The sequence below is a fragment of the Stenotrophomonas sp. YJH_SMC_120 genome (genome assembly GCF_059368675.1).
On the sequence record NZ_JCAFRY010000005.1, the window covers coordinates 36861 to 62485 of the forward strand.

Annotated in this window: 30 protein-coding genes, 2 pseudogenes and 1 riboswitch; of the genes and pseudogenes, 17 read left to right on the forward strand and 15 right to left on the reverse strand. The window is 66.7% G+C overall.

What is annotated here, in order from left to right; translation table 11 throughout:
• Window positions 1-10 precede the first annotated feature (10 nt).
• Window positions 11-106: riboswitch (TPP riboswitch) on the forward strand.
• Window positions 107-176: 70 nt separating this feature from the next.
• Together AC5P60_RS08855 and pnuC are read left to right on the forward strand one after the other, a co-directional pair.
• On the forward strand, window positions 177-2366 hold the full coding sequence (locus tag AC5P60_RS08855) for a TonB-dependent receptor (protein ID WP_033835101.1): 2190 nt from the start codon (window positions 177-179) through the stop codon (window positions 2364-2366).
• Between the two features lie 8 nt (window positions 2367-2374).
• The gene (gene pnuC, locus AC5P60_RS08860; protein WP_005407614.1) at window positions 2375-2944 is read left to right on the forward strand and encodes a nicotinamide riboside transporter PnuC; all 570 of its coding nucleotides are present in this window, start codon (window positions 2375-2377) and stop codon (window positions 2942-2944) included.
• Between the two features lie 104 nt (window positions 2945-3048).
• Here the strand turns inward: pnuC and AC5P60_RS08865 are convergent, their stop codons facing one another.
• The 5 genes from AC5P60_RS08865 to AC5P60_RS08885 form a co-directional block, all read right to left on the reverse strand.
• The gene (locus AC5P60_RS08865) at window positions 3049-3465 is read right to left on the reverse strand and encodes a hypothetical protein (protein WP_033835100.1); all 417 of its coding nucleotides are present in this window, start codon (window positions 3463-3465) and stop codon (window positions 3049-3051) included.
• 145 nt (window positions 3466-3610) lie between these two features.
• Window positions 3611-4585 carry a Dyp-type peroxidase gene (locus AC5P60_RS08870; RefSeq protein ID WP_012478755.1) on the reverse strand — a complete coding sequence of 325 codons (975 nt, stop codon included), beginning with the start codon at window positions 4583-4585 and terminating at the stop codon, window positions 3611-3613.
• A gap of 123 nt (window positions 4586-4708) precedes the next feature.
• Window positions 4709-5077: a VOC family protein gene (locus AC5P60_RS08875; protein WP_483693590.1), complete on the reverse strand. Its 369-nt coding sequence runs from the start codon at window positions 5075-5077 to the stop codon at window positions 4709-4711.
• A gap of 67 nt (window positions 5078-5144) precedes the next feature.
• Window positions 5145-5912 (reverse strand): helix-turn-helix transcriptional regulator, encoded by a 768-nt coding sequence (locus AC5P60_RS08880; RefSeq protein ID WP_033835098.1) that lies wholly within the window; start codon window positions 5910-5912, stop codon window positions 5145-5147.
• Window positions 5913-6033: 121 nt separating this feature from the next.
• Complete coding sequence (locus AC5P60_RS08885; RefSeq protein WP_005411880.1) at window positions 6034-6609, reverse strand: OmpO family porin; 576 nt, start codon at window positions 6607-6609, stop codon at window positions 6034-6036.
• A 206-nt stretch (window positions 6610-6815) separates the two neighbouring features.
• Here AC5P60_RS08885 and AC5P60_RS08890 point away from each other — a divergent pair, with 206 nt between their 5' ends.
• The 3 genes from AC5P60_RS08890 (at window position 6816) to AC5P60_RS08900 (ending at window position 9103) form a co-directional block, all read left to right on the forward strand.
• On the forward strand, window positions 6816-7766 hold the full coding sequence (locus AC5P60_RS08890) for a DUF2268 domain-containing putative Zn-dependent protease (protein WP_483693589.1): 951 nt from the start codon (window positions 6816-6818) through the stop codon (window positions 7764-7766).
• A 214-nt stretch (window positions 7767-7980) separates the two neighbouring features.
• Complete coding sequence (locus AC5P60_RS08895; RefSeq protein WP_005407606.1) at window positions 7981-8253, forward strand: hypothetical protein; 273 nt, start codon at window positions 7981-7983, stop codon at window positions 8251-8253.
• Window positions 8254-8410: 157 nt separating this feature from the next.
• Window positions 8411-9103 carry a hypothetical protein gene (locus AC5P60_RS08900; protein WP_483693588.1) on the forward strand — a complete coding sequence of 231 codons (693 nt, stop codon included), beginning with the start codon at window positions 8411-8413 and terminating at the stop codon, window positions 9101-9103.
• A 15-nt stretch (window positions 9104-9118) separates the two neighbouring features.
• Here the strand turns inward: AC5P60_RS08900 and arsH are convergent, their stop codons facing one another.
• Window positions 9119-9847 carry an arsenical resistance protein ArsH gene (gene arsH, locus AC5P60_RS08905; RefSeq protein ID WP_065185559.1) on the reverse strand — a complete coding sequence of 243 codons (729 nt, stop codon included), beginning with the start codon at window positions 9845-9847 and terminating at the stop codon, window positions 9119-9121.
• Window positions 9848-9864: 17 nt separating this feature from the next.
• Between arsH and AC5P60_RS08910 the strand changes: the two genes are divergently transcribed.
• From AC5P60_RS08910 to AC5P60_RS08930, 5 genes and pseudogenes are all read left to right on the forward strand, one after another.
• Entirely contained in the window at window positions 9865-10194 is a 330-nt protein-coding gene (locus AC5P60_RS08910) for an ArsR/SmtB family transcription factor (protein ID WP_065178712.1), read from the forward strand.
• Between the two features lie 16 nt (window positions 10195-10210).
• Window positions 10211-10615: pseudogene (arsN2, locus tag AC5P60_RS08915) on the forward strand (arsenic resistance N-acetyltransferase ArsN2); the annotation flags it as partial.
• Between the two features lie 36 nt (window positions 10616-10651).
• On the forward strand, window positions 10652-11155 hold the full coding sequence (locus tag AC5P60_RS08920) for an arsenate reductase ArsC (RefSeq protein WP_483693596.1): 504 nt from the start codon (window positions 10652-10654) through the stop codon (window positions 11153-11155).
• A gap of 8 nt (window positions 11156-11163) precedes the next feature.
• Window positions 11164-12195, forward strand: a complete 1032-nt coding sequence (gene arsB / locus AC5P60_RS08925) for an ACR3 family arsenite efflux transporter (RefSeq protein ID WP_033834622.1) — start codon at window positions 11164-11166, stop codon at window positions 12193-12195.
• A 480-nt stretch (window positions 12196-12675) separates the two neighbouring features.
• Window positions 12676-13050 (forward strand): annotated as a pseudogene (locus tag AC5P60_RS08930) (hypothetical protein).
• A 60-nt stretch (window positions 13051-13110) separates the two neighbouring features.
• Here the strand turns inward: AC5P60_RS08930 and AC5P60_RS08935 are convergent.
• A complete protein-coding gene (locus AC5P60_RS08935; RefSeq protein ID WP_033834620.1) occupies window positions 13111-13785 on the reverse strand; it encodes an Ivy family c-type lysozyme inhibitor in 675 nt (224 codons plus the stop codon).
• 136 nt (window positions 13786-13921) lie between these two features.
• Between AC5P60_RS08935 and AC5P60_RS08940 the strand changes: the two genes are divergently transcribed.
• Complete coding sequence (locus AC5P60_RS08940; protein ID WP_049402854.1) at window positions 13922-14377, forward strand: YybH family protein; 456 nt, start codon at window positions 13922-13924, stop codon at window positions 14375-14377.
• A 124-nt stretch (window positions 14378-14501) separates the two neighbouring features.
• On the opposite strand, the gene AC5P60_RS08945 is transcribed toward AC5P60_RS08940, so the two are convergent.
• The 5 genes from AC5P60_RS08945 to AC5P60_RS08965 all read right to left on the reverse strand — a co-directional run bounded on the left by AC5P60_RS08945 (window position 14502) and on the right by AC5P60_RS08965 (window position 17586).
• Window positions 14502-15527 carry an NAD(P)H-dependent glycerol-3-phosphate dehydrogenase gene (locus tag AC5P60_RS08945; protein WP_242899164.1) on the reverse strand — a complete coding sequence of 342 codons (1026 nt, stop codon included), beginning with the start codon at window positions 15525-15527 and terminating at the stop codon, window positions 14502-14504.
• 20 nt (window positions 15528-15547) lie between these two features.
• Window positions 15548-16066, reverse strand: coding sequence for a protein-export chaperone SecB (gene secB, locus AC5P60_RS08950; protein WP_005407596.1), 519 nt, complete (start codon window positions 16064-16066; stop codon window positions 15548-15550).
• 99 nt (window positions 16067-16165) lie between these two features.
• Window positions 16166-16603, reverse strand: coding sequence for a rhodanese-like domain-containing protein (locus AC5P60_RS08955; protein WP_004153552.1), 438 nt, complete (start codon window positions 16601-16603; stop codon window positions 16166-16168).
• 57 nt (window positions 16604-16660) lie between these two features.
• Window positions 16661-17086, reverse strand: coding sequence for a hypothetical protein (locus tag AC5P60_RS08960; RefSeq protein WP_005407594.1), 426 nt, complete (start codon window positions 17084-17086; stop codon window positions 16661-16663).
• Between the two features lie 32 nt (window positions 17087-17118).
• Window positions 17119-17586 (reverse strand): YiiD C-terminal domain-containing protein, encoded by a 468-nt coding sequence (locus tag AC5P60_RS08965; RefSeq protein ID WP_005407593.1) that lies wholly within the window; start codon window positions 17584-17586, stop codon window positions 17119-17121.
• A gap of 35 nt (window positions 17587-17621) precedes the next feature.
• On the opposite strand from AC5P60_RS08965, the gene AC5P60_RS08970 reads away from it, so the two are divergent.
• The 3 genes from AC5P60_RS08970 to AC5P60_RS08980 all read left to right on the forward strand — a co-directional run bounded on the left by AC5P60_RS08970 (window position 17622) and on the right by AC5P60_RS08980 (window position 20815).
• Window positions 17622-18431: a uroporphyrinogen-III synthase gene (locus AC5P60_RS08970; protein ID WP_049452643.1), complete on the forward strand. Its 810-nt coding sequence runs from the start codon at window positions 17622-17624 to the stop codon at window positions 18429-18431.
• A 104-nt stretch (window positions 18432-18535) separates the two neighbouring features.
• Window positions 18536-19513, forward strand: a complete 978-nt coding sequence (locus tag AC5P60_RS08975; RefSeq protein ID WP_012478740.1) for a uroporphyrinogen-III C-methyltransferase — start codon at window positions 18536-18538, stop codon at window positions 19511-19513.
• 6 nt (window positions 19514-19519) lie between these two features.
• Entirely contained in the window at window positions 19520-20815 is a 1296-nt protein-coding gene (locus AC5P60_RS08980) for a heme biosynthesis HemY N-terminal domain-containing protein (protein ID WP_012478739.1), read from the forward strand.
• Between the two features lie 110 nt (window positions 20816-20925).
• On the opposite strand, the gene AC5P60_RS08985 is transcribed toward AC5P60_RS08980, so the two are convergent.
• A complete protein-coding gene (locus AC5P60_RS08985; RefSeq protein ID WP_242899163.1) occupies window positions 20926-22221 on the reverse strand; it encodes an acetyl-CoA C-acetyltransferase in 1296 nt (431 codons plus the stop codon).
• 93 nt (window positions 22222-22314) lie between these two features.
• On the opposite strand from AC5P60_RS08985, the gene AC5P60_RS08990 reads away from it, so the two are divergent.
• The 3 genes from AC5P60_RS08990 to AC5P60_RS09000 all read left to right on the forward strand — a co-directional run bounded on the left by AC5P60_RS08990 (window position 22315) and on the right by AC5P60_RS09000 (window position 24289).
• Entirely contained in the window at window positions 22315-23202 is an 888-nt protein-coding gene (locus AC5P60_RS08990) for a hypothetical protein (protein WP_231522455.1), read from the forward strand.
• 98 nt (window positions 23203-23300) lie between these two features.
• A complete protein-coding gene (locus AC5P60_RS08995) occupies window positions 23301-23600 on the forward strand; it encodes a hypothetical protein (protein WP_483693586.1) in 300 nt (99 codons plus the stop codon).
• Complete coding sequence (locus AC5P60_RS09000) at window positions 23561-24289, forward strand: energy transducer TonB (RefSeq protein ID WP_483693585.1); 729 nt, start codon at window positions 23561-23563, stop codon at window positions 24287-24289. Before AC5P60_RS08995 ends, AC5P60_RS09000 begins: the two co-directional genes overlap by 40 nt.
• Window positions 24290-24389: 100 nt before the next feature.
• Here the strand turns inward: AC5P60_RS09000 and AC5P60_RS09005 are convergent, their stop codons facing one another.
• A complete protein-coding gene (locus AC5P60_RS09005) occupies window positions 24390-25016 on the reverse strand; it encodes a superoxide dismutase family protein (protein ID WP_005411864.1) in 627 nt (208 codons plus the stop codon).
• Between the two features lie 31 nt (window positions 25017-25047).
• Window positions 25048-25617: a superoxide dismutase family protein gene (locus tag AC5P60_RS09010; protein WP_231522457.1), complete on the reverse strand. Its 570-nt coding sequence runs from the start codon at window positions 25615-25617 to the stop codon at window positions 25048-25050.
• Between the last annotated feature and the right edge of the window lie 8 nt (window positions 25618-25625).

Below are 25625 nucleotides of genomic sequence, written 5' to 3' on the forward strand. Positions count from 1 at the left end.
GTGAAATGGTCACCTGAAGCGGGGGTGCCTGGATCTGCCAGGCTGAGAGAGTCCCTTGGAACCTGATCCGGTTTGCACCGGCGTAGGGAGCTTTGAGCCGCAGCCACACCCCCGTCATGGGCCGGTGCACCTGCGCGCCGTCGCTTCGTCTCCCTTGTTGTCCGAAGACGAACCGAATGAACCGCTGCCTGCGCCCCACCCTGCTCTGCCTCGCCCTCTGCGCCGCGCTGCCGCTGCACGCCAGCGAGGCCGAAACGTCCCCCGATGCGGCTGCCACCGGCGCCGAGCGCTCGCCGACCGAACTGGCGGCGGTGCGCGTGCAGGCCGGCAAACCGAAGGCCGATACCTCGCGCGTGAATGCCTTCGGTGGCGGCAGCTGGAAGGACACGCCCGCGTCGATGAACGTGCTCGAGCGCGATTACCTCGACGGTCGCCAGGTACGTTCGCTGTCCGAGCTGGCCAGCAACGATGCCTCGCTGGGTGATGCCTACGCGCCGGTGGGCTACTACCAGAACATCGCCATCCGAGGCTTCGCACTGGACGCGGCCACCGGCTACCGCTTCAACGGGCTGTCCATCGCCGGCGAACAACGCCTGGCGCTGGAGAACGTGCAGTCGGTGGAGATCCTCAAGGGTGAAGCCGGCCTGGCGGCAGGCGTGATGGCGCCGGGCGGAATCATCAATTACATCGGCAAGCGCCCGGCGGAAGTGCGCACCGCCACGCTCGGCACCGATTCGGAAGGCTCGCGCTACGTTGCCGTCGATGTCGGCCACTGGATCACCCCGCGCTTCGGCGTCCGCCTGAATGCCGCATGGGATTCCAGCAATTCCTACGTCGAGCACGCCGATGGCCGCCGCAACTTCTACTCGCTGGCCGCCGACTGGCTGATCGGCGAGCGCGGCAAGCTGGAAGTGGATGCCAACTACCAGACCAGCTCGCAGCGCTCGGTGTCCGGCTACCAGCTGCTGGGCGCGCGTGACCTGCCGCGCGGTGTCGACCGCGAGCATCTGCTCGGCTACCAGCCGTGGCAGCGCCCGGTGGATATCGCCAGCACCAACATCACCGCGCTGCATACCTACGACTTCAACGACGCCTGGCAATCACGTGTATCGGTCGGCCACAGCCGTTCGGTGATCGATGACAACGTCGCCTTCGCCTACGGCTGCTACTACGCCGCGCAATGTGCCGATGGCAGCGTGCCAGGCAACTACTTCGCACCCAACGGCGACTATGACATCTACGACTACCGCAGCCCGGACGACACCCGCCGCAACCAGCAGGCCCGTGCCGAACTGCGCGGCCGCTTCGAGACCGGCAGCGTCGGTCACCAGCTGACCGTCGGCGCCGACTACTTCCGCCGCACCGTGGACAAGCGCCCGAGCGTCAACGAGTACGTCGGTACCAGCAACATCCACGAGGCACCGGTGCCGGTGTTCGCGCCATCGCCGAAGATGCCGGGCCCATCCGCACGTCGCCTGGACAGCCGCCAGACCGCGTTCTTCGCGCTGGACCGGGTGAGCTTCGGTGACGACTGGCAGTGGCTGGCCGGTGGCCGCTTCGTGCGCCTCGATGAGCGCGCCTACGACAAGCGTGGCACCCTGCAGCGGCACAGCCGCCTGTCGCGCTTCCTGCCGCAGACCGCGGTGGTGTGGAAGGCCACCGACCAGCTCAATGCCTATGCCAGCTACGTGCGCGGCATTTCGCTGGGCCAGGAAGCGCCGTTCTGGACCAGCAACGCCGACACCTTCCTGCCGTCGGTGCAGTCGCGGCAGCTGGAAGTGGGCGTGAAGTACGTGCCGGTCGAAGCGCTGACCCTGGGCGCGGCCGTGTTCCGCATTTCGCAGCCGTACCAGTACGCCAAGCCGGACAGCAGCGACGTCGGCTACACCTTCGTCGAGGAAGGCACGCAGACCCACACCGGCCTGGAGCTGACCGCCAACGGCCAGCTGACCGATGCGCTGCAGATCGTGGCCAGCGCCAGCGTGCTGCAGGCGCGCGCGCGCGACACCGGCACGCCGTCCTATGAAGGCCATCAGCTGGTGAACGTGCCGAAGGTGCGCGCCAGCGTGCACCTGGCCTATGCGCTGCCGTTCGTGCAAGGCCTGGACGTGACCGGCGGCTGGCGCTATGCCGGTGCCAACGTGGCCCGCGCCGACGGTGGCGTGCGCGCACCCGACTATTCAGTGTTCGACGCTGGCCTGCGTTTCCAGCATCGCCTGCGCGAGCGCACAGTGACCTGGAACCTGTCGGTGGACAACGTGTTCAACCGCTTCTACTGGCGCGATACCGGCAGCAGCGGCGGTGACTACTACCTGTTCCCCGGCGCACCGCGACAGGCCCGCCTGTCGGTGACGTTCGCGCTGTGAGCGGCGTGATGCTCGAGTGGACCGCCGCACTATGCAGCATCCTCGGCGTCTGGCTGATGGCCCGGCGCCGGCTGGCGGCGTGGCCGGTGGGCCTGCTGTCGGTGGCGCTGTATGGCCTGGTGTTCGCCGAGGCCAAGCTGTACTCGGACACCCTGCTGCAGATCGCCTTCGGTGGTTTCCTGGTCTATGGCTGGCTCAACTGGCGACAGCATGCCGCCGATGAGGGCAGCATCCGCATCGTGCCGCTGGCACGCGGCACGCTGCTGCGCGACCTGGCCATCGGCCTGTGCGGTGGCGTGGCGCTGGGTGCAGCCATGCACAGCTTCACCGACGCTGCCCTGCCGTGGTTGGATGCGCTGCTGACCGGTCTGAGCCTGGTCGGGCAATGGTGGCAGGCCCGCCGCCACGTGGCCTGCTGGTGGGTATGGATCGCAGTGGACGTGGTCTATGTGGGTGCGTACCTGTTCAAGTCGCTGCACGTGACCGCCGCGCTGTACGTGTTCTTCCTCGGCCTGGCCGTGTTCGGCCTGCGCGCATGGAGCGCCGCCGCTCGCGAGCCACAGGTGGCAACCCGGTAGGGCCACGTCATGCGTGGCTGGGCTACCGGTAGTCGCCAACCTTGGTTGGCGTGCGTGCCGACCAAGGTCGGCATCTACCCAGAACATCCACGCATGGCGTGGATCTACTGGGTCAGCACCAAACCCAGCCGCAGCGGCTGGCGCATGTCGGCCGGTGGCGCGGCCTGCAGGGATGCACTCTGCAGGGTCGCGCGCAGGTCGGCGTCGACCTGGGCATCACCCAGGCTGTCGAATTCCAGCTTCGAAATGCGGCCATCCGCCGCGATCCACACGCTCACCGGCAACGGCGTCGGCGCATCCGGATGTGCCTGCAGCCATTCCAGCACACGCTGCGCCTGCGGATCCTGCTCCTGCTGCAGGCGCTGCTGCAGCTGCCCCCCCACGGCGGCGGCATAGGCCATCCAGTGTGCAGGGGCTTCCTGCGCGGAAACGCTGGCACTCCCCAGTGCCAACGCGCCGAACAACGCGGCCAGTGGCCGCCACCAGCGGCGTGCACCGGTTGTGTTCCTTGCCATCGCCATCGCCCGCCCCTGCGCTCCCATCCAACCGCTGATGGTCGGCGCGGTAGATGACAGGCAGATGGCGGCACAGTAGAGCCACGCCATGCATGGCGTGGATCTACTGGAACAGAGCGGCCAGTAGCATGCGCAAGGACGAGAGCCGTGATCAGTCGCCCAGGTCGGCCAGCACCTTGCGCGAGGGCGCGAAGAAGGTCACGCCGGTGGTGGCGGTGGAGAAATCAAGGATGCGGTCATGCAGCGGTGCGGGATTGCCGATGAACATGCGCTCGAGCATCTTCTCGATCACCCACAGGCGGCGCGTGTAGCCGATGAAGTAGGTGCCGTACTCGCCGCGACCCGGGTTGGCGAACGGCATGTTGTCGCGCAGGATCTCGTGCTCGCCGTCGGCATCCTCGATGGTGCACAGCGTCTTGTGCGACTTCTGCGCATCGGCCGGCGCATCGTCCAGCTCGATGTTGTCGTGCTTGGTGCGGCCGATGATCGCTTCCTGCGCTTCGGTCTTCTGCGCGCGCCAGGCATCAAGATTGTGCAGGTACTTCTGCACCACCACGTAACTGCCGCCGGCATGCTCCGGGTCTTCCTCGCCCACGATGGTGGCTTCCGGCAGCGACAGCCCTTCCGGGTTGGCGGTGCCGTCAACGAAATCGAGCAGGTCGCGGCCATCGAAATAGCGGAAGCCGGCCACGTCATCGACCGTCTCCACCGCATCGCCAAAGGCCATCAGCAGGTTGCGCTCGAACGCCACGATCAGGTCCATGGTACGTGCACGGATGTGGTACAGCAGGTCGCCCGGCGTGGACACAGCGGTATGGGTCGCGCCCTTGATCTCGCGGAACGGCTGCAACTCGCGCGGCGGCGTGGTGCCCACCAGCGGCTGCCACACGCGGTGGCCGATGGCCACGTTGCAGGTGAAGGTGCGTTCGATCTCGCGGATGGCGGTGTTCTTGATCAGGTCGTCGGTGCTGGCCAGCACCTCGCGTGCCTTGGCGATCGACGCCTCGTCATCCTTCACCTTCAGCACCAAGAACGCCGCCGAATGGGTCAGTGGCGCGGTGATCTGCTGCGGCTCGTTGTCGAGCGTGTGGTTGACGGCGGTGATCGGTGCGGGCTGGGAGTTCACGGCGGTTCCTGCTGGCTTGAGGCGGGCGCATCGCGTGTGGCGATGTGCGGGCGATCATAGCGGAACCGCCTGACCGGGGACGGAGCGGTTCTCGTTCCGTCCACCGGCGAAGCTACGAAGGCCTCAATCCACATCACTCCAGACCGCCAGTTCGTAGCCATCCAGATCGCGGAAGTGGAAGCGGCGACCACCCGGGAAGGCGAACACCGCCTGCACCACCTCGCCACCGGCGGCGATCACGCGTTGCTGTGCATCGGCCAGGTCCGCGCAGTAGAGGATCACCAGCGGCCCCCCGTGGGCACGCACCGCCGCGTCGGCCACGAAGCCACCTTCCAGACGGCCGTCGTCGAACTCGGTGTAGGCCGTGCCGTAGTCCGTGAAGCGCCAGCCGAACACCTCGCCGTAGAAGCGCTTGCTACGGTCAATGTCGGCGACGTTGAATTCGATGTTGTCGATGCGGCGTTCGGCATCGTGGGGCGCGGCAGGATTCATGGCGAGGCTCCGTGGTGGGAGCCCAGCATCGATCAATGCAGCACAGTGGTCTTGAACAAAACGGCCATCATTGTCCCCACTCCAGGCGCAGCTCGCTGGCGGTCATGCCCGCCAGTTCACGCGCCTCGCGGCTGAGATGGGCCTGGTCGGCATAGCCGGCATCAGCGGCCAGCATCGCCAACGAATGCAGTGGCAGCGCGCGACTCTGGCGCAGGAAACGTTGCAGCCGCAGGATCCGCTCCAGCGTCTTGGCGCCGTAGCCGAACTGCGCCTGGCTGAAACGCCGCAGGCTGCGCGGGCTCAGGCCCAGGTGCGCCGCCAGCGTATCCAGCGTGGCATTACCCGCGGCGAGCGCCTGGAACAGGACATGGGCGCGCTGCGCCGGCGTATCGAGCGCGGCCGCACCCATGTGCTGTTGCAGGCAGTGCGCCATTCGCTGCAGGCGCTGTGCAGGCGCGGTGTCGCCGATGGAGGCCGCCGCCTTGTTCGCCCACGCGCCCTTCAGGTCGGCCAGTGGCACGGCCTGGCCGATGATCCCGGCCAAGGGCAGGCCCAGCGCGGCCAATGCCTGGCCGGGACGGAAGCGCGCGCCCAGCACCTGCGCACCGGGTGCCAGCGCCGGGTGCGCGGCCACGCGGTCCGGGCCGACGACGAACAGCGCACCGTCGCGCCAGAGGATATCCACGCAGCCATCGGGCAATACGGTGATGTGCCCATCGGCATCGGCAGGAAGCTGGCTCTGCCACAGCTGGCCAAAGTGGCCGCGCAGCGGCGCAGGCGCCAGATGCTCCTGGTAGATCGTGCCGGTGCCTGCAAGAGAGGAAGGGTCGCCCATGCCGCATTGTGGCGCCACGGGGCCCATAAAAGTGAAGCCCGGCGCGAGGCCGGGCTTCGGTTGGCGTGTGGGAGAGAGAGAGTCACACGCCAGCACAACACGCACTAACGACAGGCGTTTGTTACCAGGTGAAGCGCGGGCCCACGAACCACTCGCGGTCGCCGGCCTTGGCCAGCTTCACTTCGCCACTCAGGCCCCAGTTCTGGTTGAACTTGGCGGTGGCGCCGACACGGCCATAGAACTCGCCGTCCGGGTTGATGCCGTGCTTCTTGGTGTAGTCCTCGTAGCCGGCCATCACGTAGCCTTCCACGTACGGGTTGAACGCGGTGCGCACGCCAACTTCGGTCGAGTAGCCGTTGAAGTCCAGGCCATGCTTCATGTCGAACTTCTGGTACGCAACGCGAGCCACCAGGTCGGTGTTCGGTGCGATGCCGTAGTTGTAGCCGGCGCCGATGCGCCACTGGTCGACGTCATTCTTGAACTTGTCGGTCTCCTGCGCGCTGTAGTCGCCGAAGATGTGGAAGTTCGGGTGCACCGCCACGGAACCCTTCACCTTCCAGCCGTCGGCGTCGCCGCCCTTGGCATCGGTGTTCACGTAGCCGCCTTCAACGTAGTTGTACGACAGGCCATCGGTTGCCGATGCAGCGAACGGCAGAGCAGCCAGAAGACCCAGGGCAAGCAGCGAATTCTTGTTCATCGGGACACACCTTTAATTATTTTGGTTTCGTCGGCCGCCTCCCGGGAGGGGGAGAGAGAAGAGGCGGTCGACAGGTGTGAATTATCCGTTAGGGGGTCTAATCAACCCTGAATATTGAACTGACTGGTGTATAAATAAGGCTGGCGTTCAGGGAACTCCGCATGGGACCGCTGTCGGCTTCTTACGCGCACCACGCTCGATGCTTGATGCGGGCACTGATCCTGATCGCCTCGCCGGTTGCGCTACTGCAGGCACAGGCCGCTGAGCGCATCGTTTCTGCCAGGCACATCGTCGTACAGACAGACGATGTCACGCGCTTCTTCAAGGTGCTGGACGCCAACCAAGGGCGCCCAAGCGCCGATGATCTGCAACACGGCTATCTGGATGCGGGTACGGATGCCCTGCGCAGCTTCACCGACCGCCGTATCGGCTCGATGGAGCGGCTGGCCAGGGCCATCCAGGACAAGCCGGCATTGTTTGCGAAAGCGAGAACCTGCGCGACCGCATTGCCATCGATCCGCACGCGCGTCGCCGCTGCTGTCGATCGACTTGGCGCCCTGTTGCCGTCTGCGCGCTTTCCTCCGGTCACCGTACTGGTGGGCCGCGGCAACAGTGGTGGCGTGACTACCGAAGCAGGTGTGGTCGTCGGACTGGAAGCACTGTGCAACGCCGACTGGATGCAGGCCGATGTAGGTGACCGCTTCGTGCATCTGATCGCGCATGAGTATGTGCACGTGCAACAGCCCGGTGCACGCGTGGACGTCGAGCAGCCCACCCTGCTCTATCAGACGCTGCTGGAAGGGGGCGCCGAATACGTGGCCGAACGGATCTCCGGGCAACCGGCCAACGCGCATCTGCAGCGTTGGACGCAGGGTCGCGAGTGTGCGCTGGAGCGCGCGTTCCTGCAGGACAGCATGGGTACCGATCTTTCGGGGTGGCTGTACAACGGTCCCGGCGACGATGCGCGCCGCGGAGATCTCGGCTACTGGATCGGCTATCGCATCGCCCATGCCTATGTTGCGCGCGCGGCCGACACGCGCAGCGGCGTCGCCGAACTGCTGGATGTCCAGCCTGGGAACGCTGCAGCGCTGCTGGAAGCAAGTGGATGGCAACCTGCGTGCGGAGCAGGCGGAAGCACGCAGACGCGCATGCCGTGATGCCGGCTTCATGCAGGTGAATGGGTAACGTTTAACAGGCACAAGGCGCTTCGCCGATGCAGATCAGTTCGCTTGATCCCGCTTGTTAAGGTTTGTTGATCTACAGGCCTTCACAGCCCATCCACGTACTCAAATTCCAGCTGAAAGCACGGGCTAGCGCCGGGAACAAACGCCGCTATATTCCAGCTTCCCCAGACGAAGGAGGGAGTTGGAAATGAAACTGACCAAGCAGCACATCAACGCAGCACGCGCCATCACCGTCGCCATCGTGGCCACCGTAAGCCTCGGCGCTTGCGCCACCTACAAGGACGAGTTCGCAACCATCAACTCGCGCCTCGATCAGCTCGACGTAAAGGTGCAGGGCGCTGCCCAGAGTGCCGAGTCCGCCAACCAGTCGGCGCAGCAGGCCAACCAGCGTCTGGACCAGATCGAAGGCCGCGTACAGCAGCTTGAAAGGGCACCGGCCGGTCGCAAGCCGCGCGGCTGATAGCTCCCTCATCCTTTGAATTGATCCACCTCTGTATCGGGAACCAGTGGCCTTCGCCGGCCACTGGCATCCTTCCACCCAGGATTGCATTGCAAGGAGCCGTCCCATTCGTACCTCCTCCTCCCCTGAACGCCGCGTCCTCCATGCCGCACTGGCGATGGCACTGGTCGTTGCGTGTAGCGGCGCAGCCAGCGCCAAGGGCAAGGACAAGGAAGCGCCTGAACAGCGAATTGCCGCCGTTGATGAACTTCCACCCGACCAGAGCGTGTCCGAAACAGTGATCGAGCTGGCCGGCTGGGTGGTCGCCAGCAAGGACAACCAGGGCTACCCGTTCGCAATCATGGACAAGGCCGCCGCGCAGGTCCTGGTCTTCGGCGGCGACGGCAAGCTGCGCGGCGCCGCGCCGGCACTGTTCGGTTCGGCCATCGGCGATCATTCCGCACCGGGCGTCGCCAAGCTTGCTCTGAGCGCGATTCCCGGCCACGACCGCACCACGCCTGCGGGCCGCTTCATTGGCGCCTATGGCCCCTCCGACGATGCCGGGCGCGTGCTGTGGGTGGACTACGATTCCGCCGTCTCGATGCATCCGCTGCCACCGGGCAGCCCGAAGGAAAAGCGCGCCGAACGACTGGCGACGCCGACGCCGGACGACAACCGCGTCACCCACGGCTGCATCAACGTTTCGCCCGGCTTCTACGAACAGATCGTGCAATCCACGTTCCAGAAGGGCGGTGTGTTCTACATCCTGCCGGACAAGGATTCGATCGCGAAGACGTTCCCGGCGTTCGCGCAGAGCCGTGGCGATGCAAAGGACGAGAACAGCAAGGGCGCGCAGCGCGCGAGCAGGTAGCGCGCGTGCTGGAACTCAGGAAGCCGTAGCCCCTGCAGCCCGCGCCAATGCCGCGGCGTGCGCGTCGCCCTTCCGCTCGCTGTAGCGGTCCACCAGGTAGTCCGACCGGCCCCGCGTCAGCAGCGTGAACTTCACCAGTTCCTCCATCACGTCCACCACCCGATCGTAGTACGGCGAGGGTTTCATCCGGCCGTCGTCATCGAATTCCTGCCAGGCCTTGGCCACCGACGACTGGTTGGGGATGGTCAGCATGCGCATCCAGCGGCCGAGCACGCGCAACGTGTTGACGGTATTGAACGACTGCGAGCCGCCGCTCACCTGCATCACCGCCAGCGTCCTGCCCTGCGTGGGCCGCACGCTGCCATCTTCCAGCGGCAACCAGTCGATCTGGTTCTTGAACACGCCGGTGACCGTGCCATGCCGCTCGGGGCTGACCCAGACCTGCCCTTCCGACCACTGTGACCATTCGCGCAGTCGCTGCACTTCGGGGTGATTCCTGTCCACGCTGTCCAGCATCGGCAGCGCATGCGGATCGAACACCCGGGTTTCGCACCCCAGGTGGCGCAGCAGCCGCTCGGCTTCCAGCGCAAGCTTGCGGCTGAACGACTGGGGCCGCAGCGAGCCGTAGAGCAGGAGAATGCGTGGCGGCCCCAGATCTGCCGCGGCGAGCTGGTGATGATTGGGCTGGGGCAATGACGATTCCAGCAGGTTGGGCAGGTCCAGGCTTGTGATTGGCTCATTCATTCGACTATTCTAGAAATATGGAAACATCTAATGCAATCACCGCCCTGACCGCCCTCGGCCATGCCACCCGCCTGGCTGCCTTCCGACTGCTGGTGGAGGCGGGCCCGGCAGGGCGCATGGCGGGCGACATCGCCACGGCCCTGCAGGTACCCCCAGCCACGCTCAGCTTCCACCTGAAGGAGCTGGTGCAGGCCGGGCTGGTGGAGAGCGAAAGCCAAGGCCGCCACGTCTGCTACCGCGCCAACTTCGATGCGATGAACGGCTTGGTCCAGTACCTGACGCACAACTGCTGCGCGGGCTCCCCGGATGAGCGGTGCACGGTGAACGAACCGGCATGCAGGTGCTGAGATGAAACACGATCCGATGATTCGTACCGGCACACGCGACGACCTGTCCTACATCCGGGACCTTCTGCAGCGGGCGCAGTTGCCCGTGGCCGATCTGGAAAGCAGCGAGGTGGCGTTTCTCGTCGCAGACCTCGACGGCATTCCCGTGGGTGCCGTTGGATTGCAGATCTTCGGCGCGTCGGCCCTGCTTCGCTCACTGGTGGTGTCAGATGACCGACGCAATACCGGCCTTGGGCGCGCGTTGCTGTCAGCGGCCGAGGACATGGCCCGCCGCATGCAGGTCAGGGAACTGGTGCTGCTGACAACGTCGGCAGGCCCGTGGTTCGCGCGGCACGGCTATGCCGGATGCGATCGCGCGCAGATAGCGGAGGCGATCCGCAGCTCTGCCGAGTTCACTCGTCTCTGCCCGGCCAGCGCGCTGTGCATGTCCAAGCCACTCACTGACCACGGAAGCCACATGACCCGCAATGTCCTGTTCCTCTGCACCGGCAACAGCGCGCGCAGCGTGCTGGCTGAAGCCACCCTGCGCGCCTGGGGCGGCGATCACTTCAGCGCATTCAGTGCGGGCAGCCAGCCCACTGGCCAGATCAATCCCTTCGCGCTGGCCCAGTTGCAGGCCGAAGGAATGCCCATTGAAGGGCTGCGCAGCAAGTCGTGGGATGAGTTCGTGGATGCAGCGCCCATGAATCTGGTCATCACCGTATGCGACTCAGCCGCAGCGGAGGCCTGCCCGGTGGTGTTCGGTGACTTCATCCGCAGCCACTGGGGCCTGCCCGATCCAGCGGCCGTGGCGGGCAGCGATGCCGACAAAGCCGCGGCGTTCTCGCTGGCCCATGCCATCGTGAAAACGCGCCTGCGTGCGCTGCTCGCACTGCCCGAATCGGTGTGGTCCGAACGCGAAGCGCTGCAGCACACGCTGGATCGGATCGGACAGCTGCTGCCGACTGATCGCATGCCGTGACAGCCCCCATGAATCTGTTCGAGCGCTACCTGACGCTTTGGGTCGGGCTTTGTATTGCGGTCGGCACGCTGCTGGGCCACTTCCTACCCGCTGTTTTCGCGGAGCTGGCTTCGGCCGAAATCGCCAAGGTCAATCTGCCGGTTGCCGCGCTGATCTGGTTGATGATCATCCCGATGCTGCTGAAGGTCGACTTCACCGCAATGCGCCAGTTGCAGCAGCACTGGAAGGGCATCGGGGTAACACTGTTCATCAACTGGGCGGTCAAGCCGTTTTCGATGGCGCTGCTGGGCTGGCTGTTCCTGCGCCATGCCTTCGCGGACTGGCTGCCCGCAGCACAGATCGACAGCTACATCGCCGGTTTGATCCTGCTGGCGGCCGCGCCCTGCACCGCCATGGTGTTCGTGTGGAGCAACCTGTGCCGCGGTGATGCCAACTTCACCCTGAGCCAGGTGGCCTTGAACGACGCGATCATGGTGGTCGCATACGCACCGGTGGTTGCGCTGTTGCTCGGCCTGTCGGCGATCACTGTGCCGTGGGACACGCTGCTGTTGTCGGTGGGCCTCTACATCGTGGCGCCGGTGCTGGTGGCCGCCCTGCTGCGGCGCGGAATCCTGTTGCGTCGTGGCGAGGCAGCATTGCAGCGGGTGCTTCACAAGCTTGGGCCCGTCTCGCTGTCTGCGCTGCTGCTCACGCTGGTGCTGCTGTTCGGGTTCCAGGGCCAGCAGATCGTGAAGCAACCGCTGGTGATTGCACTGATTGCAGTGCCGATCCTGATCCAGGTCTACTTCACTTCAGGCCTGGCCTACCTGCTCAACCGCCGCCTGGGCGTGGCGCATTGCGTGGCCGGCCCTTCAGCGCTGATTGGCGCCAGCAACTTCTTCGAACTGGCTGTGGCCACAGCGGTGGGACTGTTCGGCGTGCACTCGGGAGCGGCGCTGGCCACCGTGGTGGGTGTGCTGATCGAGGTACCGGTCATGCTGTCTGTGGTGCGGATCGTGAACCGTACACAAGCCTGGTACGAGAGACGCGAAGAGCACTGACAGATCAAAGTGTGCGGGAATCGATTTACGTTCTTCGCCCCGCACTGTCGTCATCGACTTGGTGGGGTGCCCGTACGCCACGTCATCAACTTCGACCCATGTCGCATATTCCCCATGCCGCTACGGCCGTTGCGGCGCCTGCGTCTGCGACAGCTTAACAGCGTGCAAAAATGCCAGAAGCGTCTTTGATCAAGCGTTGAATGCAACTGTTCTGATTGGCACCGCGCAGCAGCACGCGTACAGATGACGTGCCATCGAAAAAGGATGGCCGGGCTTCGAAAACCCGTGCGCTTGTTTAACAACGCTTGCCCGCCGGCGTCACCCATCGTGGCGCCGGCGGGCAAACCGTCTGCCGGCTATGGCGGGCGGAGCGTGGAGGCCCTGTGCCTGCCGGTTTCAACAAGCGCCCGGTTTTCGAGCCACGTCTCCGCCCGCCACCTTTGCGTGGCGGCTGCCGTCTGTCCTGCACGGAGCATTGCCATGAGCACACCCGAATCCTCCCGACTACGCACGCAGTACGTGCCCGCCAACGCGGACGTGCCTTCGGAAGCACCGCATCCGCACGATCCTCTCGGTTTCATCGCCACCCTCGACCGCATTGGCAAGGGCGCCGCCGCCCACGGCCAGCCCTGGCCGGAACGTCATTAGATGCCCGGCCGCCGCATGGCCTTGGCCGACGCGGACTGCGCATTGACCGGCCTGCGCGTGGCGCTGGAAATGCTGCTGGCTGCCGAGCGCGTGCGCCAGAACGGACCCGACGAGGAGTACGTGGGCGACCGGTTGATGGAGGGCCTGATGATGGTCAGTCTGTCGCTGACAGCACAGGTCAGCGCACGCATGCGGCCGGAAGGGTGATACGGGGAACAACGCTCACTGCAACGCCGGGCACGGCCCGGCGCTGCGGCGCGCGCCACATCACTCGCAGAGTGCGCTGTCTTCCTTCAACGCGGCATCCTGCAGTGGCTGGCGCTGTTCGATCTGCGCACGTTGTTCCGCCGTCGGCTCGCCCAGCCACCATACACGGCAGCGCGCGGTAAGACGGCCAACCATCTTCGACTGATCGGGCGAATACAGCATCGCCAACGCCGTGCCGGGGCAGTCGTGGGCCTGGCAGGCGGTGTAGAACCACCACGGCTCACCCTGCAGCACTACCAGTTCGCCAGGACCGCTGGGCCCGCTCAACAGGCGTTCGCGCAGCGATGGAATCTCCTTGTCAGCGGATTCGGCTGCGGCCGTGTTCTTCATCAGGGCGTTGAACGCGGCCAGCACCTTCGGATCCTTGCGGCCGCAGTCGTCCACGGTATTGCCGCCGACCAGGGTGAAGAAATGCGTCGCCAGCGGGTTGTCCGCGCAGGTGAGTTCCCCGCCAGCGATCGGGTCTTCCGGTTCGCCTTCGTTATCCCACACCGAGGGGTCCACACCGTCTTCGGCGGATGGTTTCTTCTCCACCACCGTGGCGGTAGCGGCCGGTGCTTCGGTGGTCGGTGCCGGCGCCACAGCAGGTGCAGTCTCGCCAGTCTTCTCCGGTGCCTGTCCGCAGGCTGCCAGCAGCGCGGCCATCATCGCCATCCCTGTGATTCGCATCTTCATTCCGTGTCCTTGTCTGATCTGCGCTGCATCCACCAAATCGGCGGCCGCGTGATTCTAACCAGCGGCGCGCTAGGATGCGTCTGAAGCCTTCCCGTCATCGCCAGAGCCTGGACGCATGCGCCGCACACGACTCGCCATGATCTTCTGCAGTGCCCTGCTGATGGCATCGCCGGCAACTGCCCACGATGCAGAAGGCGCGAAGCCCGCACAGCCGCTTCCCGATATCGCGCTGCCCGCACCACTGGACCGTGTACTGCGCGACTACGAGCAGGCGTGGCGCACGGGTGATGTCAAGGCATTGGGTGCGCTGTTCGCCGAGGATGGCTTTGTGCTGCAGAGCAACCAGCCGCCGGTGCGCGGCCGCAGTGCGATCGAGGCCGCGTATGCCGGCCAGGGCGGCAGCCCGTTGCGGCTGCGTGCGCTGGCGTATTCGATGGAGGGCAACACGGGCTACATCGTCGGTGCGTACAGCTACGGCAACAACGTGGGCGATACCGGCAAGTTCACGCTCACGTTGAAGCGCGTGGGCGATGGGCCGTGGCTGATCTTTTCGGACATGGACAACACCAGCGCGCCGCCACGAGCGCGGTGATTGCTGCCGCTGGGTGCCAACCAAGGTTGGCAGCTACCAGAAGCGGGGTCCGTCGTAGATCCACGCCATGCGTGGATGGGGCGCGCACAAAAAAAACCCCGGCATGTAGCCGGGGTTTTTCGATTCACTTGAACAGCGTGTCCGGGTATTCCGGTTTCTGTTCCCGCGCCAGCAATGCGCGCAGGCCTTCTTCCGGTGTCTGCTCGCCGTGCAGCACGGCACGCACGCGGTCGGAGATCGGCAGGTCGATGCCATGGCGGCGCGCCTGTCGCATCACTTCGTCGGCGGTCTGCACCGATTCGACCACCTGGCCGATTTCGCGCACGGCATCCTGCAGCGTCTGGCCACGGCCCAAGGCCAGGCCCAGGCGGCGGTTGCGCGACAGGTCGCCGGTACAGGTCAGCACCAGATCGCCGAGGCCCGCCAGGCCCATCAGCGTTTCCGGCTTGGCACCGATGGCAGCGGCCAGGCGCAGCATCTCGTTGAGGCCGCGGGTGATCAGGCCGGCACGGGCGTTGAGGCCCAACTGCATGCCATCGGCCACGCCGGTGGCCACGGCCAGCACGTTCTTCATCGCGCCGCCCAGCTCGGCACCGACCATGTCGTCGCCGGTATAGGCGCGGAACGCCGGGCCATGCATCGCCTCGGCCACCGTCTGCGCGAACTCGGGCACGTCGCCGTGCACGGTGATCGCGGTCGGCAGGCCCTGGGTGACTTCCTTGGCGAACGACGGCCCGGTGACGACGGCCAGCGGCACGTCCTCACCCAGCACTTCGCGCGCCACTTCATGCAGGAAGCGGCCCGAACCGGGTTCGAAGCCCTTGGTGGCCCAGGCTACGCCGGCACCGGCAGGACGCAGCGGCGCCAGCGCACGCACGGTTTCGCCGAAGGCATGCGAGGGGGTCACCACCAGGATCCAGGCCGCGCCCTCCACCGCCGACGCCAGGTCGGTGGTGGCACGCAGGCTGTCCGGCAGCGGGATGCCCGGCAGGTAACGCGGATTCTCGTGGCGCTGGTCGATGGCTTCGACCACGGCAGCGTCGCGCCCCCACAGCACGGTCGGGTGACCGTGCCGTGCGAGCAGGCTGGCCAGCGCGGTTCCCCAGGAACCGGCGCCAAGCACGGCGATCTTGTCAGCGGTAGCGCTCATCCGTGACGTCGCGGCAGGAATCAGGCGTTGCCAGCCGGCTCGGAGTCAGCCAGCGACGGTGCGTCGCCCTGCTCCTGGCGCTGGCGCAGGGTTTCTGCGTACAGGCCTTCGAAGTTGATCGGCTGCAGGAAGAACGGCGGGAAGCCGCCGGCCTGGATCAGGTCGCTGATCAGCTGGCGCACGTACGGGAACAGGATGTTCGGGCACTGGGTGCCGAGCAGCACGTCGATCGACTGCGGGTCCAGGCCGACCAGGCCGAACACGCCGGCCTGCTTCACTTCGGCCACGTAGGCGGTGCGCTCACCGGCCTGGCAGGTCAGGGTCACGGCCAGCACGACTTCGAAGGCGTTCTCACCCAGGCGCTGCACCTGCTGGTTCAGGTTCAGCTGCAGCTCCGGCTGCACCTGGTCATTGAAGATGGTCGGGGCGTTCGGCGACTCGAAGGAGACGTCCTTGACGTAGATCTTCTCGACGGTGAAAGCGGGGCCGGTGGCGGCATCGACCGGCGCAGCAGCGCCGTTGGTGATCTCTTCGGACATTTCCAGTAACTCCAATGAATGCAATGAAAACGATGGTCGAATTACTGCGATGGGGGCGGGATCAGGCCCATACAAGGCCGGATCCGCCACCTGCGGCAATCAGTTGCGGCCCTTGACCAGCGGCAGCTCGGCCTGCTGCCAGGCGGGAATGCCGCCGTCGAGCACGTAGACCTTCTCGAAGCCGGCCTTCTTCAGCGCCTTGGCGGCGGTTTCCGAGGCGTTGCCGCTGCGGCACACCAGCACCACCGGCGACTGCTTGGCGTTGGCCACCAGCTTGTTGTCCGGGCCGAAGGCACTGGCCTGGGCGTTGCGGCTGCCGGCAATGTGGCCCTTCTCGAAGTCACCGCTGGCCGACAGGTCGACCACCACCGTGCCGCCCGCGTTCATCAGCTGGGTCAGTTCGGCGGGCTTGATGCCCTTGAAGCCCCGGAACAGGCGGCGGATCTCGGTGACGATGATGGCCACGGTCAGGCCGACCAGGGCCGCGGACAGCATCGGGTTTCGGCCTGCAAAGGCCAGCAACTCTTCGTAATTCACTCAGGTCACGGGTCGATTAAGCGGGCGCCGATTGTCGCACAAGCCGGACGCGGCCCGTCACTGCCCCTTCCACAGGTCCGGCAGGCCGGCGGTCTGCCACCAGCGCTTGGCCTCCGGATCCCAGCGCCAGCGCTCGACCACCATCACGGTGCGTTCGGCCTGGGTGTTCTGGTTGATCACCCCGATTTCGACCCGGCGCTCGACCAGGCCGCCTTCCAGCGCCGCGCTGCTGCGCTCGCGGTAGGACGACACGCGCAGCTGCGCGTAGCGGTTGAGCTCGAACTCGGTGGGCGGCTTTTCCTTGCGCAGCTTGGGGTCCAGATAGCCGATGGCATCGTCCATGCTGCCCCAGCGGATGGTGGCGCCGTAGGCGATCTGGGTCTCTTCCAGCAGCTTGCGCTGCTTGCGGCTCAGGTCGTCTGCCGAAGCCACGGCGCTGACCAGCAGCAGGGAACACATCAGGAACTGGATGAGGCGGCGCATCGGTGGTTTCCCCAGAACGTCAGCCTGCCATCCTACCCTTTGGCGAAGGCAACAAAGCGACCGCTGAACTCGGCGGCAGGCTTGCCATCGGCACCGGGCTGGGTGGCGATGATGCTGATGCGGGCCTTGCGGCGCTGGCGGAAGGTGTTCAGGAAGGCGTCCCAGCCGGTGGCCTCGGCCGCTTCGGCGTGGGCGTGCAGGTCTTCGTAGACCGGGGCCAGGTAGCGCAGGTTGCTGTCGGCCACGTAGACCTCGGCATCGTGGCCGGCCAGGCGCAGGCGCAGGCTGACCAGCGCCCAGCCGGACAGGGTCAGCACCGAGGCCAGGCTGCCACCGAAGGCGTTGCCCTTGTCGTTGACGTTGGCGGCCAACGGCGCGGTGATGCGCAGCACGCCGTCGGCATAGCCGTCGAGCTGGATCTGCATGGCGCGCACCGCCGGCATGCAGTCCAGCACGTCCTGCAGGGCGGCCAGCGAGGAAGTCAGAGCATCAACGGACATCGGAGCAGAGACCACGACAACGAAGGGCCCGCATAATGCAGGCAATGGCCGACCATACGATACCCACTGGCGCCGCCGGTTCCGACGCGGGCTGGACCCTGGTTTCACTGCGCCCGCAGGGCCAGCATGTGGCGCTGCGCCGCGCCGTTGCTGGGCTGGGCGGGCATGTGCTGGCCCTTTCGCCGTGGCGCCTGCAGCGCCTGAAGGGCACGCCAGTGGTGCGCCAGCTGCAACGCGCGCTGAACTGCGATCGGGTGGTGTTCACCAGCCCGGCCGCCGTTGCCGCAGCCGCGTCCCTGCTGCCACTGGCCGAGGCGCAACGCAGCCCGTGGCTGACCGTGGGCGAAGGCACCGCGCGCGCACTGCGGGCGCAGGGCGTCGGCGAGGTGCATGCACCGCAGCGGATGGACAGCGAGGGCCTGCTGGCGCTGCCGGTGCTGGCCGAGGTGCAGGGCCTGCGCATCGGACTGGTCACCGCCCCCGGCGGACGCGGCCTGATTGCTGCCCACCTGCAGGCCGCAGGCGCCACGATCGAACGTGCCGATGTCTACCAGCGCCGCCTGCTGCGCCTGTCGCCCCGCACGCTGGCTCGATTGGCGCATTCAGCGCAGCCGTGGGTGCTGGCGGTGAGCAGTGGTGAGGCGTTGCTGCATTTCTGGCAGCAGCTTCCGCCGGCATTGCAGCAACGCCTGCAGGCCCAGGCCACCGTCGTCGTGGCCAGCGAACGGCTGGGCGATCAGGCGCATGCACTGGGGCTGCAGCGCGTGGTGCGCGCGGCCGGGCCCACCACGGCACAGCTGGTGGCCGCTGCACACGCCATGCTCACCGTCCCGGCAGCGACCTGAACAGGGACGTGGGTCACGCTTGCCGCTGTGGTCGGCAACAGTGATGCTGTGCACAACGCGGCCTGCCGGATCCTGACCGGCGACGTTGCCGACAAGGAAGCCCCATGAACGAGACTCCGCCCGTTTCCCCGCCCCGTCGACCCGTGCGCTGGCTGCTGCCGCTGGCCGGGGTGGTCGTGCTTGGCGTGGGCGGCTATGCCGGCTGGTACGTCTGGCAGCAGCAACAGCACGAACAGGAAGCGCAGGCACAGACCATGGCCGTGCAGCTGCAGGGCCTGGAGGCGACGCTGGATGCACTGCGCCGCGACCAGCGCGCGACCAGCCAGCGCCTGCAGGATGCGGCGACCACCAACCGCGTGCTGCGCGACGAGATGCTGGGCCTTTCGCAGCGCAGTGCGCTGCTGGAAGAGAACCTGGCCAAGCTGGCCGACAGCGCCAACCAGGGCCGCCAGGCGGTACAGCGCGATGAGGCCGAACTGCTGCTGACCCAGGCGGCGCAACGGCTGAATTATGCCGACGACGTGGAAGGCGCGCGCCGCCTGTATGCACAGGCCGCCACCGCGCTGGCCGATCTGCCCGACAGCGATGGCCTGAACCTGCGCCAGGCATTGGTGCAGGAGCGCGATGCACTCGATGCGCTGGGCGCCGGCCCGCGCGTGCAGTCGCTGCAGCGGCTGGATGCCTTGGCCAGGGCACTGCAGGGGCTGCCGTCGCAGGTGACCGGCAACGCTGCGACCGACACCGCAAAACCGTGGTGGCAATCGACGCTGGCCCCGTTCGTGGACATCACCCCGAGCCGCCAGAATGGCCCGCTGACCGCCGCCGAACGTCGCAATGCCGACGACGCCCTGCAGCTGGAACTGACCCTGGCGCGCGCCGCGATCGAACGCGGCGACCGCACGGGCCGCGATACCGCACTGGAACGCGTGGAGCACTGGGCACAGCGGCGCTGGCCGGATTCACCGGCCCTGCGCGCGCAACGTGCTGAACTGAAGGCCTTGCGCGAGCTTCCGCTGCAGGCCAGCAACACCGTGCTTGGCAGCACCCTGCAGCAACTGCGCACCCAGACCGACCGGAGGTAATCCCGCATGAAACCCCTGCAATCCCTGGTTGTGCTGTTGCTGGCGGTGGCCATCGGCGTGGTGGCCGCGCAATGGCTCGGCGCCGATGACCTCAACCGTTTCGGTGAAGTGACCCTGCGCTACGGCGGTTACGACTACCACAGCAACCTGCCGAAGGTGGCGCTGCTGTCGGTGATCGCAGTGCTGGTGCTGTGGCTGCTGTGGAGCCTGATTGCCGCACCGTTCCGCGCCTGGGGCCGCTACCGCCGCAAGCAGGGCCGGGTGCGCCTGATCGACGGCCTGCAGGCCTACGAGCACGGCCAGTGGCAGCGTGCCGAGAAGCTGCTGGATGGCGCTGCCAAGGACCCGGAAGTGAGCGCGGTGGCGCTGGCCAATGCCGTGCGCAGCGCACAGGCACGTGCCGACGGCCCCGCCGGTGAAGCGCTGCTGCAGCGTCTTGGCGAGAGCGATGCCACCCTGCAGGCACTGCTGCGCGCCGAACAGCTGCTGGCGCGCGATCTGCCGGTGGATGCGATCAATGCATTGGACGTGGCGGCGATCCAGCCGCTGCCGCCGCGCGGCCTGTGGCTGCGTACCGAAGCGCTGGCGCGTGCCGGCCGCGCACACGAGGCCTATGGCCAGCTGGGTGCGCTGCGCCAGAGCAAGGTACTGCCGGCCGAATCAAACAGCGAACTGGAAGCCCGCCTGGCCGCACAGGCGCTGCTGGAAGCGGCCGACGTCAACGCATTGGCCGCACAGTGGGAAGCCACGCCGAAGGCGCTGCGGCCGACCCCGGACGTGGTGGGCGCCTATGCCAGCCGCGCGGTGGCCCTGAACTGGGATGAGCCGGCGCTGCTGGCGCTGGAACAGGCGCTGGACCAGCGCTGGGACGACGAACTGGTGGCGCTGTACGGCCGCCTGCCGGCCGAGCGCCTGGCCACCCGCCAGGCCAACCTGGCGCGCTGGCGCAATGTGCATGATGGCTCGGCCGCACTGCATCTGGCGCAGGGCCGCGTGGCCCTGGCCCAGCAGCAGTGGGATGCCGCCGATACGTTCCTGCACGAGGCCATCGCCGCCGGCGCCGGTGCCCCGGCGTGGGAAGCGCTGGGCGAACTGTTCGCGCAGCGTGGCGAGCACGCGCTGGCCGCGCAGTGCCTGGCCAATGCGCTGCGACTGCAGCGCGGCGAGGACAGCGTGGCGCTGGTGCGCGGCAGCGAGGCGCCGCTACGTGCCACGGTGGAAGAGCAGCCGATCGCGGTGCAGCCGCCGGTGTATGACGCCAATGAAGAGCGCGACGAGTTCGGCAACCCGCGGTTGCCGTGAGGCGTGCCGACCAACGGTCGGCACCCACCGGAGCAACAAAAAAAACGCCGCCCATTGGGCGGCGTTTTCGTACCAGCGCTGCCGGCCAGCGGCCGGCACTACCGTGATGCTCAGCGTTCGACGATCGCCACCACGCCCATGCCGCCGGCGGTGCAGATCGACACCAGCGCGCGGCCACCGCCGCGTTCGGCCAGCTGCTTGGCTGCGGTAGCAATCACACGTGCACCGGTGGCGGCGAACGGATGGCCGGTGGCCAGCGACGAGCCCAGCAGGTTGATCTTGTCCGGGTCGATGCGGCCCATCGGTGCATCCAGGCCCAGGCGGTTGCGGCAGTAATCCTCGCTCTCCCACGCACGCAGGGTGCACAGCACCTGTGCAGCGAAGGCCTCGTGGATCTCGTAGATGTCGAAGTCCTGCAGGGTCAGGCCGTTGCGCTTGAGCATCTCCGGCACGGCCACGGTCGGTGCCATCAGCAGGCCTTCGCCATGCACGAAGTCCACCGCAGAGACGTGCGCATCGCGCAGGTACGCCTGCGGCTCATGGCCGTGCGCACGCGCCCACTCTTCACTGGCCAGCAGCACCGCGGCGGCGCCATCGGTCAGCGGCGTGGAGTTGGCGGCGGTCAGGGTGCCACGGCCGGAGACCTTGTCGAAGGCCGGCTTCAGCGTGGCCAGCTTTTCCAGCGAGGTATCCGGACGCAGGATGTTGTCGCGCTCGACGCCACGGAACGGTGCGATCAGATCGTTGAAGAAACCGCGCTCATAGGCAGCGGCCAACTTCTTGTGCGAGGACACCGCCCACTCGTCCTGCGAGTCGCGCGAGATGTTCCATTCCTTGGCCATGTCCTCGCAGTGGTCGCCCATGCTCTTGCCGGTGCGCGGCTCGGCCACGCCCGGGAACTCGGGCTTGAGCTCGGAGAACTTGAAGCCGGAAGTGAGCGCGCGGATCTTGGCGCCAGTGCTCTTGGCACGGTTGGCGGCCAGCAGGCGCGCGCGCAGCTTCTTGCCGTAGACGATCGGCACGTCGGAGGTGGTGTCCGAACCGCCGCCGATGCCCGATTCGATCTGGCCCAGCGCGATCTTGTTGGCGACGGTGATGATGCTGTCCAACGAGGTGCCACAGGCGCGCTGCAGGGTGATGCCCGGGGTCAGCGGCGACAGGCCGGACGAGAGCGTGGCTTCACGGCCCAGATTCCAGTCGCTGGAGTGCTTGATCACCGCACCCATCGCCACTTCACCCAGCTGCTGGCCGTGCAGGCCGAACCGTTCGACCAGCGCGCCCAGCGTACGGACCGACATGCCGAGGTTGCCGACATCCGAATACGCGGTGTTCTGGCGGCAGAACGGAATGCGGACGCCACCGAGGATGGCGACGGGACGAGCGTTGGGCATGGAGATACCTGGCATGGATGAGGGTGTCTGCAACATGGCCTGCACGGCGGAGCAGGCATAATGGAGCCAAGTGTAGCTGCCGCCCTGTGATGGGCCAACCGTGGAACCATGAGCAAACCCGACCCCGCGATGAATGCCCTTGGCGTGCTGGCCCTGGAACTGGCCGGCGGTGAAATCCCCCGCCAGGCGGTACTCAGCGCCGAACAGGCCGGTGAACTGGCCGATCGCGTCGGCCGCGACCTGTCCAAGCTGGTGCCGCAGGTGGCCGAGCTGGACCTGGTGTTCGCCGCCGCCCATTTCGACCCGGCCGAGGTGCTGCGCCCGGGCTGGCCGATCCATCGCCGCCTGGAAGAACTGCAGATGCGTGCGCCGGGCCGCAACCAGGGCCCGCGCCTGCTGGCCTTTGGTACCGACGCCCAGGGCGACGTGCCGCTACCGTTCCAGGCCGACGCCAGCCTGGTGGGCGGCGGCCTGCGCGTGGTGCCGTTCCTGCTGACTGGCAGCGACGTGGCGACGACCAATGCGGTGGCCGGGGCGCTGGAAGACACGCTGCTGGCCAACGGCATGGCCCATGCCGACACTGCGTTGATGGCGCAGAACACCTTCGGTGCCCGCATCGAGCACGCGCGCTATTTCACCGTGAATGATCTGGCCGCGATGATGTCGATGCAGTACGACAACCAGGGCCTGGCTGCGCTGTGGCCGCTGATCGAGACCGCGATCATGGCCCCCGGTGAAGACGAATGGCTCAACGCCGCGCCCGAGCCGCTGCTGCGTTACACGCATGGCGAAGCACGCATGGCGCTGTTCGATCCGGCCGGCTGGTGCGCGCACTACGATTACGGCAAGAACGATTGCGACCGCCTGAAGGGCATCTACGAGCAGTTCCTGATGCGCCAGCGACAGATGGCCGCGGTGCTGGAAGCACATGGCGTGCCGGTACTGTTCGTGCACTGCGAGGCCGGCCAGGACGCGCGCGAACTGCTGGCGCGCTGATCAAGCCGCACCACGCGCCGCCAACCGGTTCGGCGGCGCGATGTGCCACCATTGCGGGCTTGTGCATGGATACTCATGCGCGATCAAGGACGAACTGCATGCTGTATACACTTCAATGCGCAGGGCTGACCCTGCTTGCCACAGCCGTCTGTGGCCTTCCGATCATGGCCCAGGCAGCGGCACCGGTTGCCGCGACACCCACCTGCACAGTTGCGCCGGCCTTCGCTGCTGCCGTGGCGGAGCCCGAGGTCTATGACAGCCATATCAGCTTCAGCAACACGGTCAAGGTGCAGGTCAACGTCGATGCGCAGGGCCGCGCCCACGATGCGCGCGTGCTGAACGGCTCCCGCAACCGGTCGTGCCTGTTCCGGAACCGGCTTGCCGGCTGGACCGCCTGAGCTGGGCGGACAACGAACCCAGGTTCTCCAGCGCAGTGCGGTCCAGCGGTTTGCGCGGCTCGGCGGAAGTCTGGTTGCGCCCGGTGGCCGGCGATCCGGCAAAAACGGAGGTGAAGATCGGCCGGAGCAGCGGGGATGCACGCATTGATGACACGCTGCTCAACGCCGCACGGAACTGGCGGCTGACCTGCCCGCCGGACGCGCCCGTGAAGCACCCCTGGATCAGCTTCACCCAGTCATTCAACTTCGAACCGCGGCGCCAGCCAGCGGCCACGGAGGCATCAGAGCCGGAGCCAGATGATGTGGTGATTGCAAATGATGCCCTGCTGGAATTCGGCACCGTCGCCGGCTTCGTCGAAGCGCTGCCGAAGATGAAGGGTGTAGATCTTGCGCCGGATCAGTCGAGTCAGCCGGGGATGACGCTCTACAACACCAGTCTTGGCGCGATCATGCGGGAAATCGAGATGACCGAGGGACGGTTGAAGCCGGTGACCATGACCCACTGGCTGGTGATGGTGCCGCCCCACCGCACGGCACCGGCCGTGGTGCGCACCTTCAAGCGCGAAGTGATCGATGCCAAGACGGGCAAGGCCCACATGCAGACCGATATCTCGATACTGTGTGAAAGCGGCCCTGCCGAATGCGCTGAACTGCGGCAGCGACGCGACACATTGCTGCGATCCCCCTGACCGCAGCAAAGGCAGCCGAGCATCGGCTCGGCTCTACAGGAAGGGATACAAGAAAAACGCCGGCTTGCGCCGGCGTTTTCCATTTCCAGCAGGAGCGCGCTTACGGCGCCTTCTGGATCACCGCACACGCCAGGCGCGCGCCGGCATTGCCGGTCGGCTGGGTCTTGTAGTCATCCGCATCGGCGTGGACGATCAGGCCACGGCCGATGATGTCGAAGTCATCACCCTTGCCGATGTTGACGTTGCTCGACACCGGGCCGTCGATGGTGGCCACGCCCTTGTCGTCGGCCTTGATGTTGGGCATGTCGCCGCCGTGGTGCGGATCGGTGGCGACATTGCCGTGATCCTGCTTGCCCGGGTTGAAGTGGCCACCGGCGCTCATGCCATCCGGGGCGCTGCAGTCGCCCTTCTCGTGGATGTGGAAGCCGTGCTCGCTGCCCGGCTTCAGGCCGCTGATCTGGCCGGTCACGTGGACCTTGCCATCGACCACCTTGAAGGTGACGCTGCCCTTGGTCTCGTTGCCCTGGGTCGGTGCCAGCTCGGCGCTGGCCGTAGCATCGGCAGCCGGTGCAGCCGCCGGGGCCGGCGTTGCAGCCGGTTCGGTGGTGGCACCGTCGGCCGGCGCGGCCGGAGGGGTTTCAGCCTGCGGCGCGGCCGGCTGCTGGTTGCAGGCCGCCAGGCCCAGCGCAGCAATAGCTGCGAACAGCGAAGTGTGGATCAAGCGCATGGAATCTCTCCCTGGATGATGCCTGCAGTGATCAGCGGACAACCCGGATCACGCCACAGGCGATGCGGACGCCGGCATTGCCGGCGGGCTGGCTGCGATAGTCGTCGGCGTTGGCATGCACGACCAGTGCACGTCCGGCGATATCGGTGGCGGCGCCTCCGCCAAGGGTAACGCCCTTGAGGTGGATATCGACGTTGGCGCGGCCCTGGGCGTCGGCACGCAGATTGTCCATGTCGCCCAGATGGTGCTTGCCGGTGCCGGCGCGGCCATGCGCAGCGCCACCGGGATTGAAGTGATTGCCGGCACTGCTGGCATCCACCGCACTGCAGTCGCCGCGCTCGTGGATGTGGAAGCCGGCCTGCTGCATCGGCTGCAGGCCACCGATCAGGCCGGTGATGTGGATACCGCCGGGCTCCACCATCAGTGCGATGCGGCCACTGACAATGCTGGCCGAGGCCGGCGCAAGATTGGCCTCGCCCTGCTTCGCTGCGCTGACCACGGTCGGCGGCGGCGGAGCAGGTTCGGTCTTTTTCGGCGCGCTGCCGCAGGCAGACAGCAGCACGGCGGCGGACAACGGCAGGATGGCAAAGGACAGACGCATCAAAGACT

Coding starts and splice junctions, on each gene's coding strand:
- AC5P60_RS08855 (WP_033835101.1), top strand. CDS start 177: ATGAACCGCTGCCTGCGCCCCACCCTGCTCTGCCTCGCCCTCTGCGCC.
- pnuC (WP_005407614.1), top strand. CDS start 2,375: ATGCTCGAGTGGACCGCCGCACTATGCAGCATCCTCGGCGTCTGGCTG.
- AC5P60_RS08865 (WP_033835100.1), bottom strand. CDS start 3,465: ATGGCGATGGCAAGGAACACAACCGGTGCACGCCGCTGGTGGCGGCCA.
- AC5P60_RS08875 (WP_483693590.1), bottom strand. CDS start 5,077: ATGAATCCTGCCGCGCCCCACGATGCCGAACGCCGCATCGACAACATC.
- AC5P60_RS08880 (WP_033835098.1), bottom strand. CDS start 5,912: ATGGGCGACCCTTCCTCTCTTGCAGGCACCGGCACGATCTACCAGGAG.
- AC5P60_RS08885 (WP_005411880.1), bottom strand. CDS start 6,609: ATGAACAAGAATTCGCTGCTTGCCCTGGGTCTTCTGGCTGCTCTGCCG.
- AC5P60_RS08890 (WP_483693589.1), top strand. CDS start 6,816: ATGCGGGCACTGATCCTGATCGCCTCGCCGGTTGCGCTACTGCAGGCA.
- AC5P60_RS08895 (WP_005407606.1), top strand. CDS start 7,981: ATGAAACTGACCAAGCAGCACATCAACGCAGCACGCGCCATCACCGTC.
- AC5P60_RS08900 (WP_483693588.1), top strand. CDS start 8,411: ATGGCACTGGTCGTTGCGTGTAGCGGCGCAGCCAGCGCCAAGGGCAAG.
- arsH (WP_065185559.1), bottom strand. CDS start 9,847: ATGAATGAGCCAATCACAAGCCTGGACCTGCCCAACCTGCTGGAATCG.
- AC5P60_RS08910 (WP_065178712.1), top strand. CDS start 9,865: ATGGAAACATCTAATGCAATCACCGCCCTGACCGCCCTCGGCCATGCC.
- AC5P60_RS08920 (WP_483693596.1), top strand. CDS start 10,652: ATGACCCGCAATGTCCTGTTCCTCTGCACCGGCAACAGCGCGCGCAGC.
- arsB (WP_033834622.1), top strand. CDS start 11,164: ATGAATCTGTTCGAGCGCTACCTGACGCTTTGGGTCGGGCTTTGTATT.
- AC5P60_RS08935 (WP_033834620.1), bottom strand. CDS start 13,785: ATGAAGATGCGAATCACAGGGATGGCGATGATGGCCGCGCTGCTGGCA.
- AC5P60_RS08940 (WP_049402854.1), top strand. CDS start 13,922: ATGATCTTCTGCAGTGCCCTGCTGATGGCATCGCCGGCAACTGCCCAC.
- AC5P60_RS08945 (WP_242899164.1), bottom strand. CDS start 15,527: ATGAGCGCTACCGCTGACAAGATCGCCGTGCTTGGCGCCGGTTCCTGG.
- secB (WP_005407596.1), bottom strand. CDS start 16,066: ATGTCCGAAGAGATCACCAACGGCGCTGCTGCGCCGGTCGATGCCGCC.
- AC5P60_RS08960 (WP_005407594.1), bottom strand. CDS start 17,086: ATGCGCCGCCTCATCCAGTTCCTGATGTGTTCCCTGCTGCTGGTCAGC.
- AC5P60_RS08965 (WP_005407593.1), bottom strand. CDS start 17,586: ATGTCCGTTGATGCTCTGACTTCCTCGCTGGCCGCCCTGCAGGACGTG.
- AC5P60_RS08970 (WP_049452643.1), top strand. CDS start 17,622: ATGCAGGCAATGGCCGACCATACGATACCCACTGGCGCCGCCGGTTCC.
- AC5P60_RS08975 (WP_012478740.1), top strand. CDS start 18,536: ATGAACGAGACTCCGCCCGTTTCCCCGCCCCGTCGACCCGTGCGCTGG.
- AC5P60_RS08980 (WP_012478739.1), top strand. CDS start 19,520: ATGAAACCCCTGCAATCCCTGGTTGTGCTGTTGCTGGCGGTGGCCATC.
- AC5P60_RS08985 (WP_242899163.1), bottom strand. CDS start 22,221: ATGCCAGGTATCTCCATGCCCAACGCTCGTCCCGTCGCCATCCTCGGT.
- AC5P60_RS08990 (WP_231522455.1), top strand. CDS start 22,315: ATGAGCAAACCCGACCCCGCGATGAATGCCCTTGGCGTGCTGGCCCTG.
- AC5P60_RS08995 (WP_483693586.1), top strand. CDS start 23,301: ATGCTGTATACACTTCAATGCGCAGGGCTGACCCTGCTTGCCACAGCC.
- AC5P60_RS09005 (WP_005411864.1), bottom strand. CDS start 25,016: ATGCGCTTGATCCACACTTCGCTGTTCGCAGCTATTGCTGCGCTGGGC.
- AC5P60_RS09010 (WP_231522457.1), bottom strand. CDS start 25,617: ATGCGTCTGTCCTTTGCCATCCTGCCGTTGTCCGCCGCCGTGCTGCTG.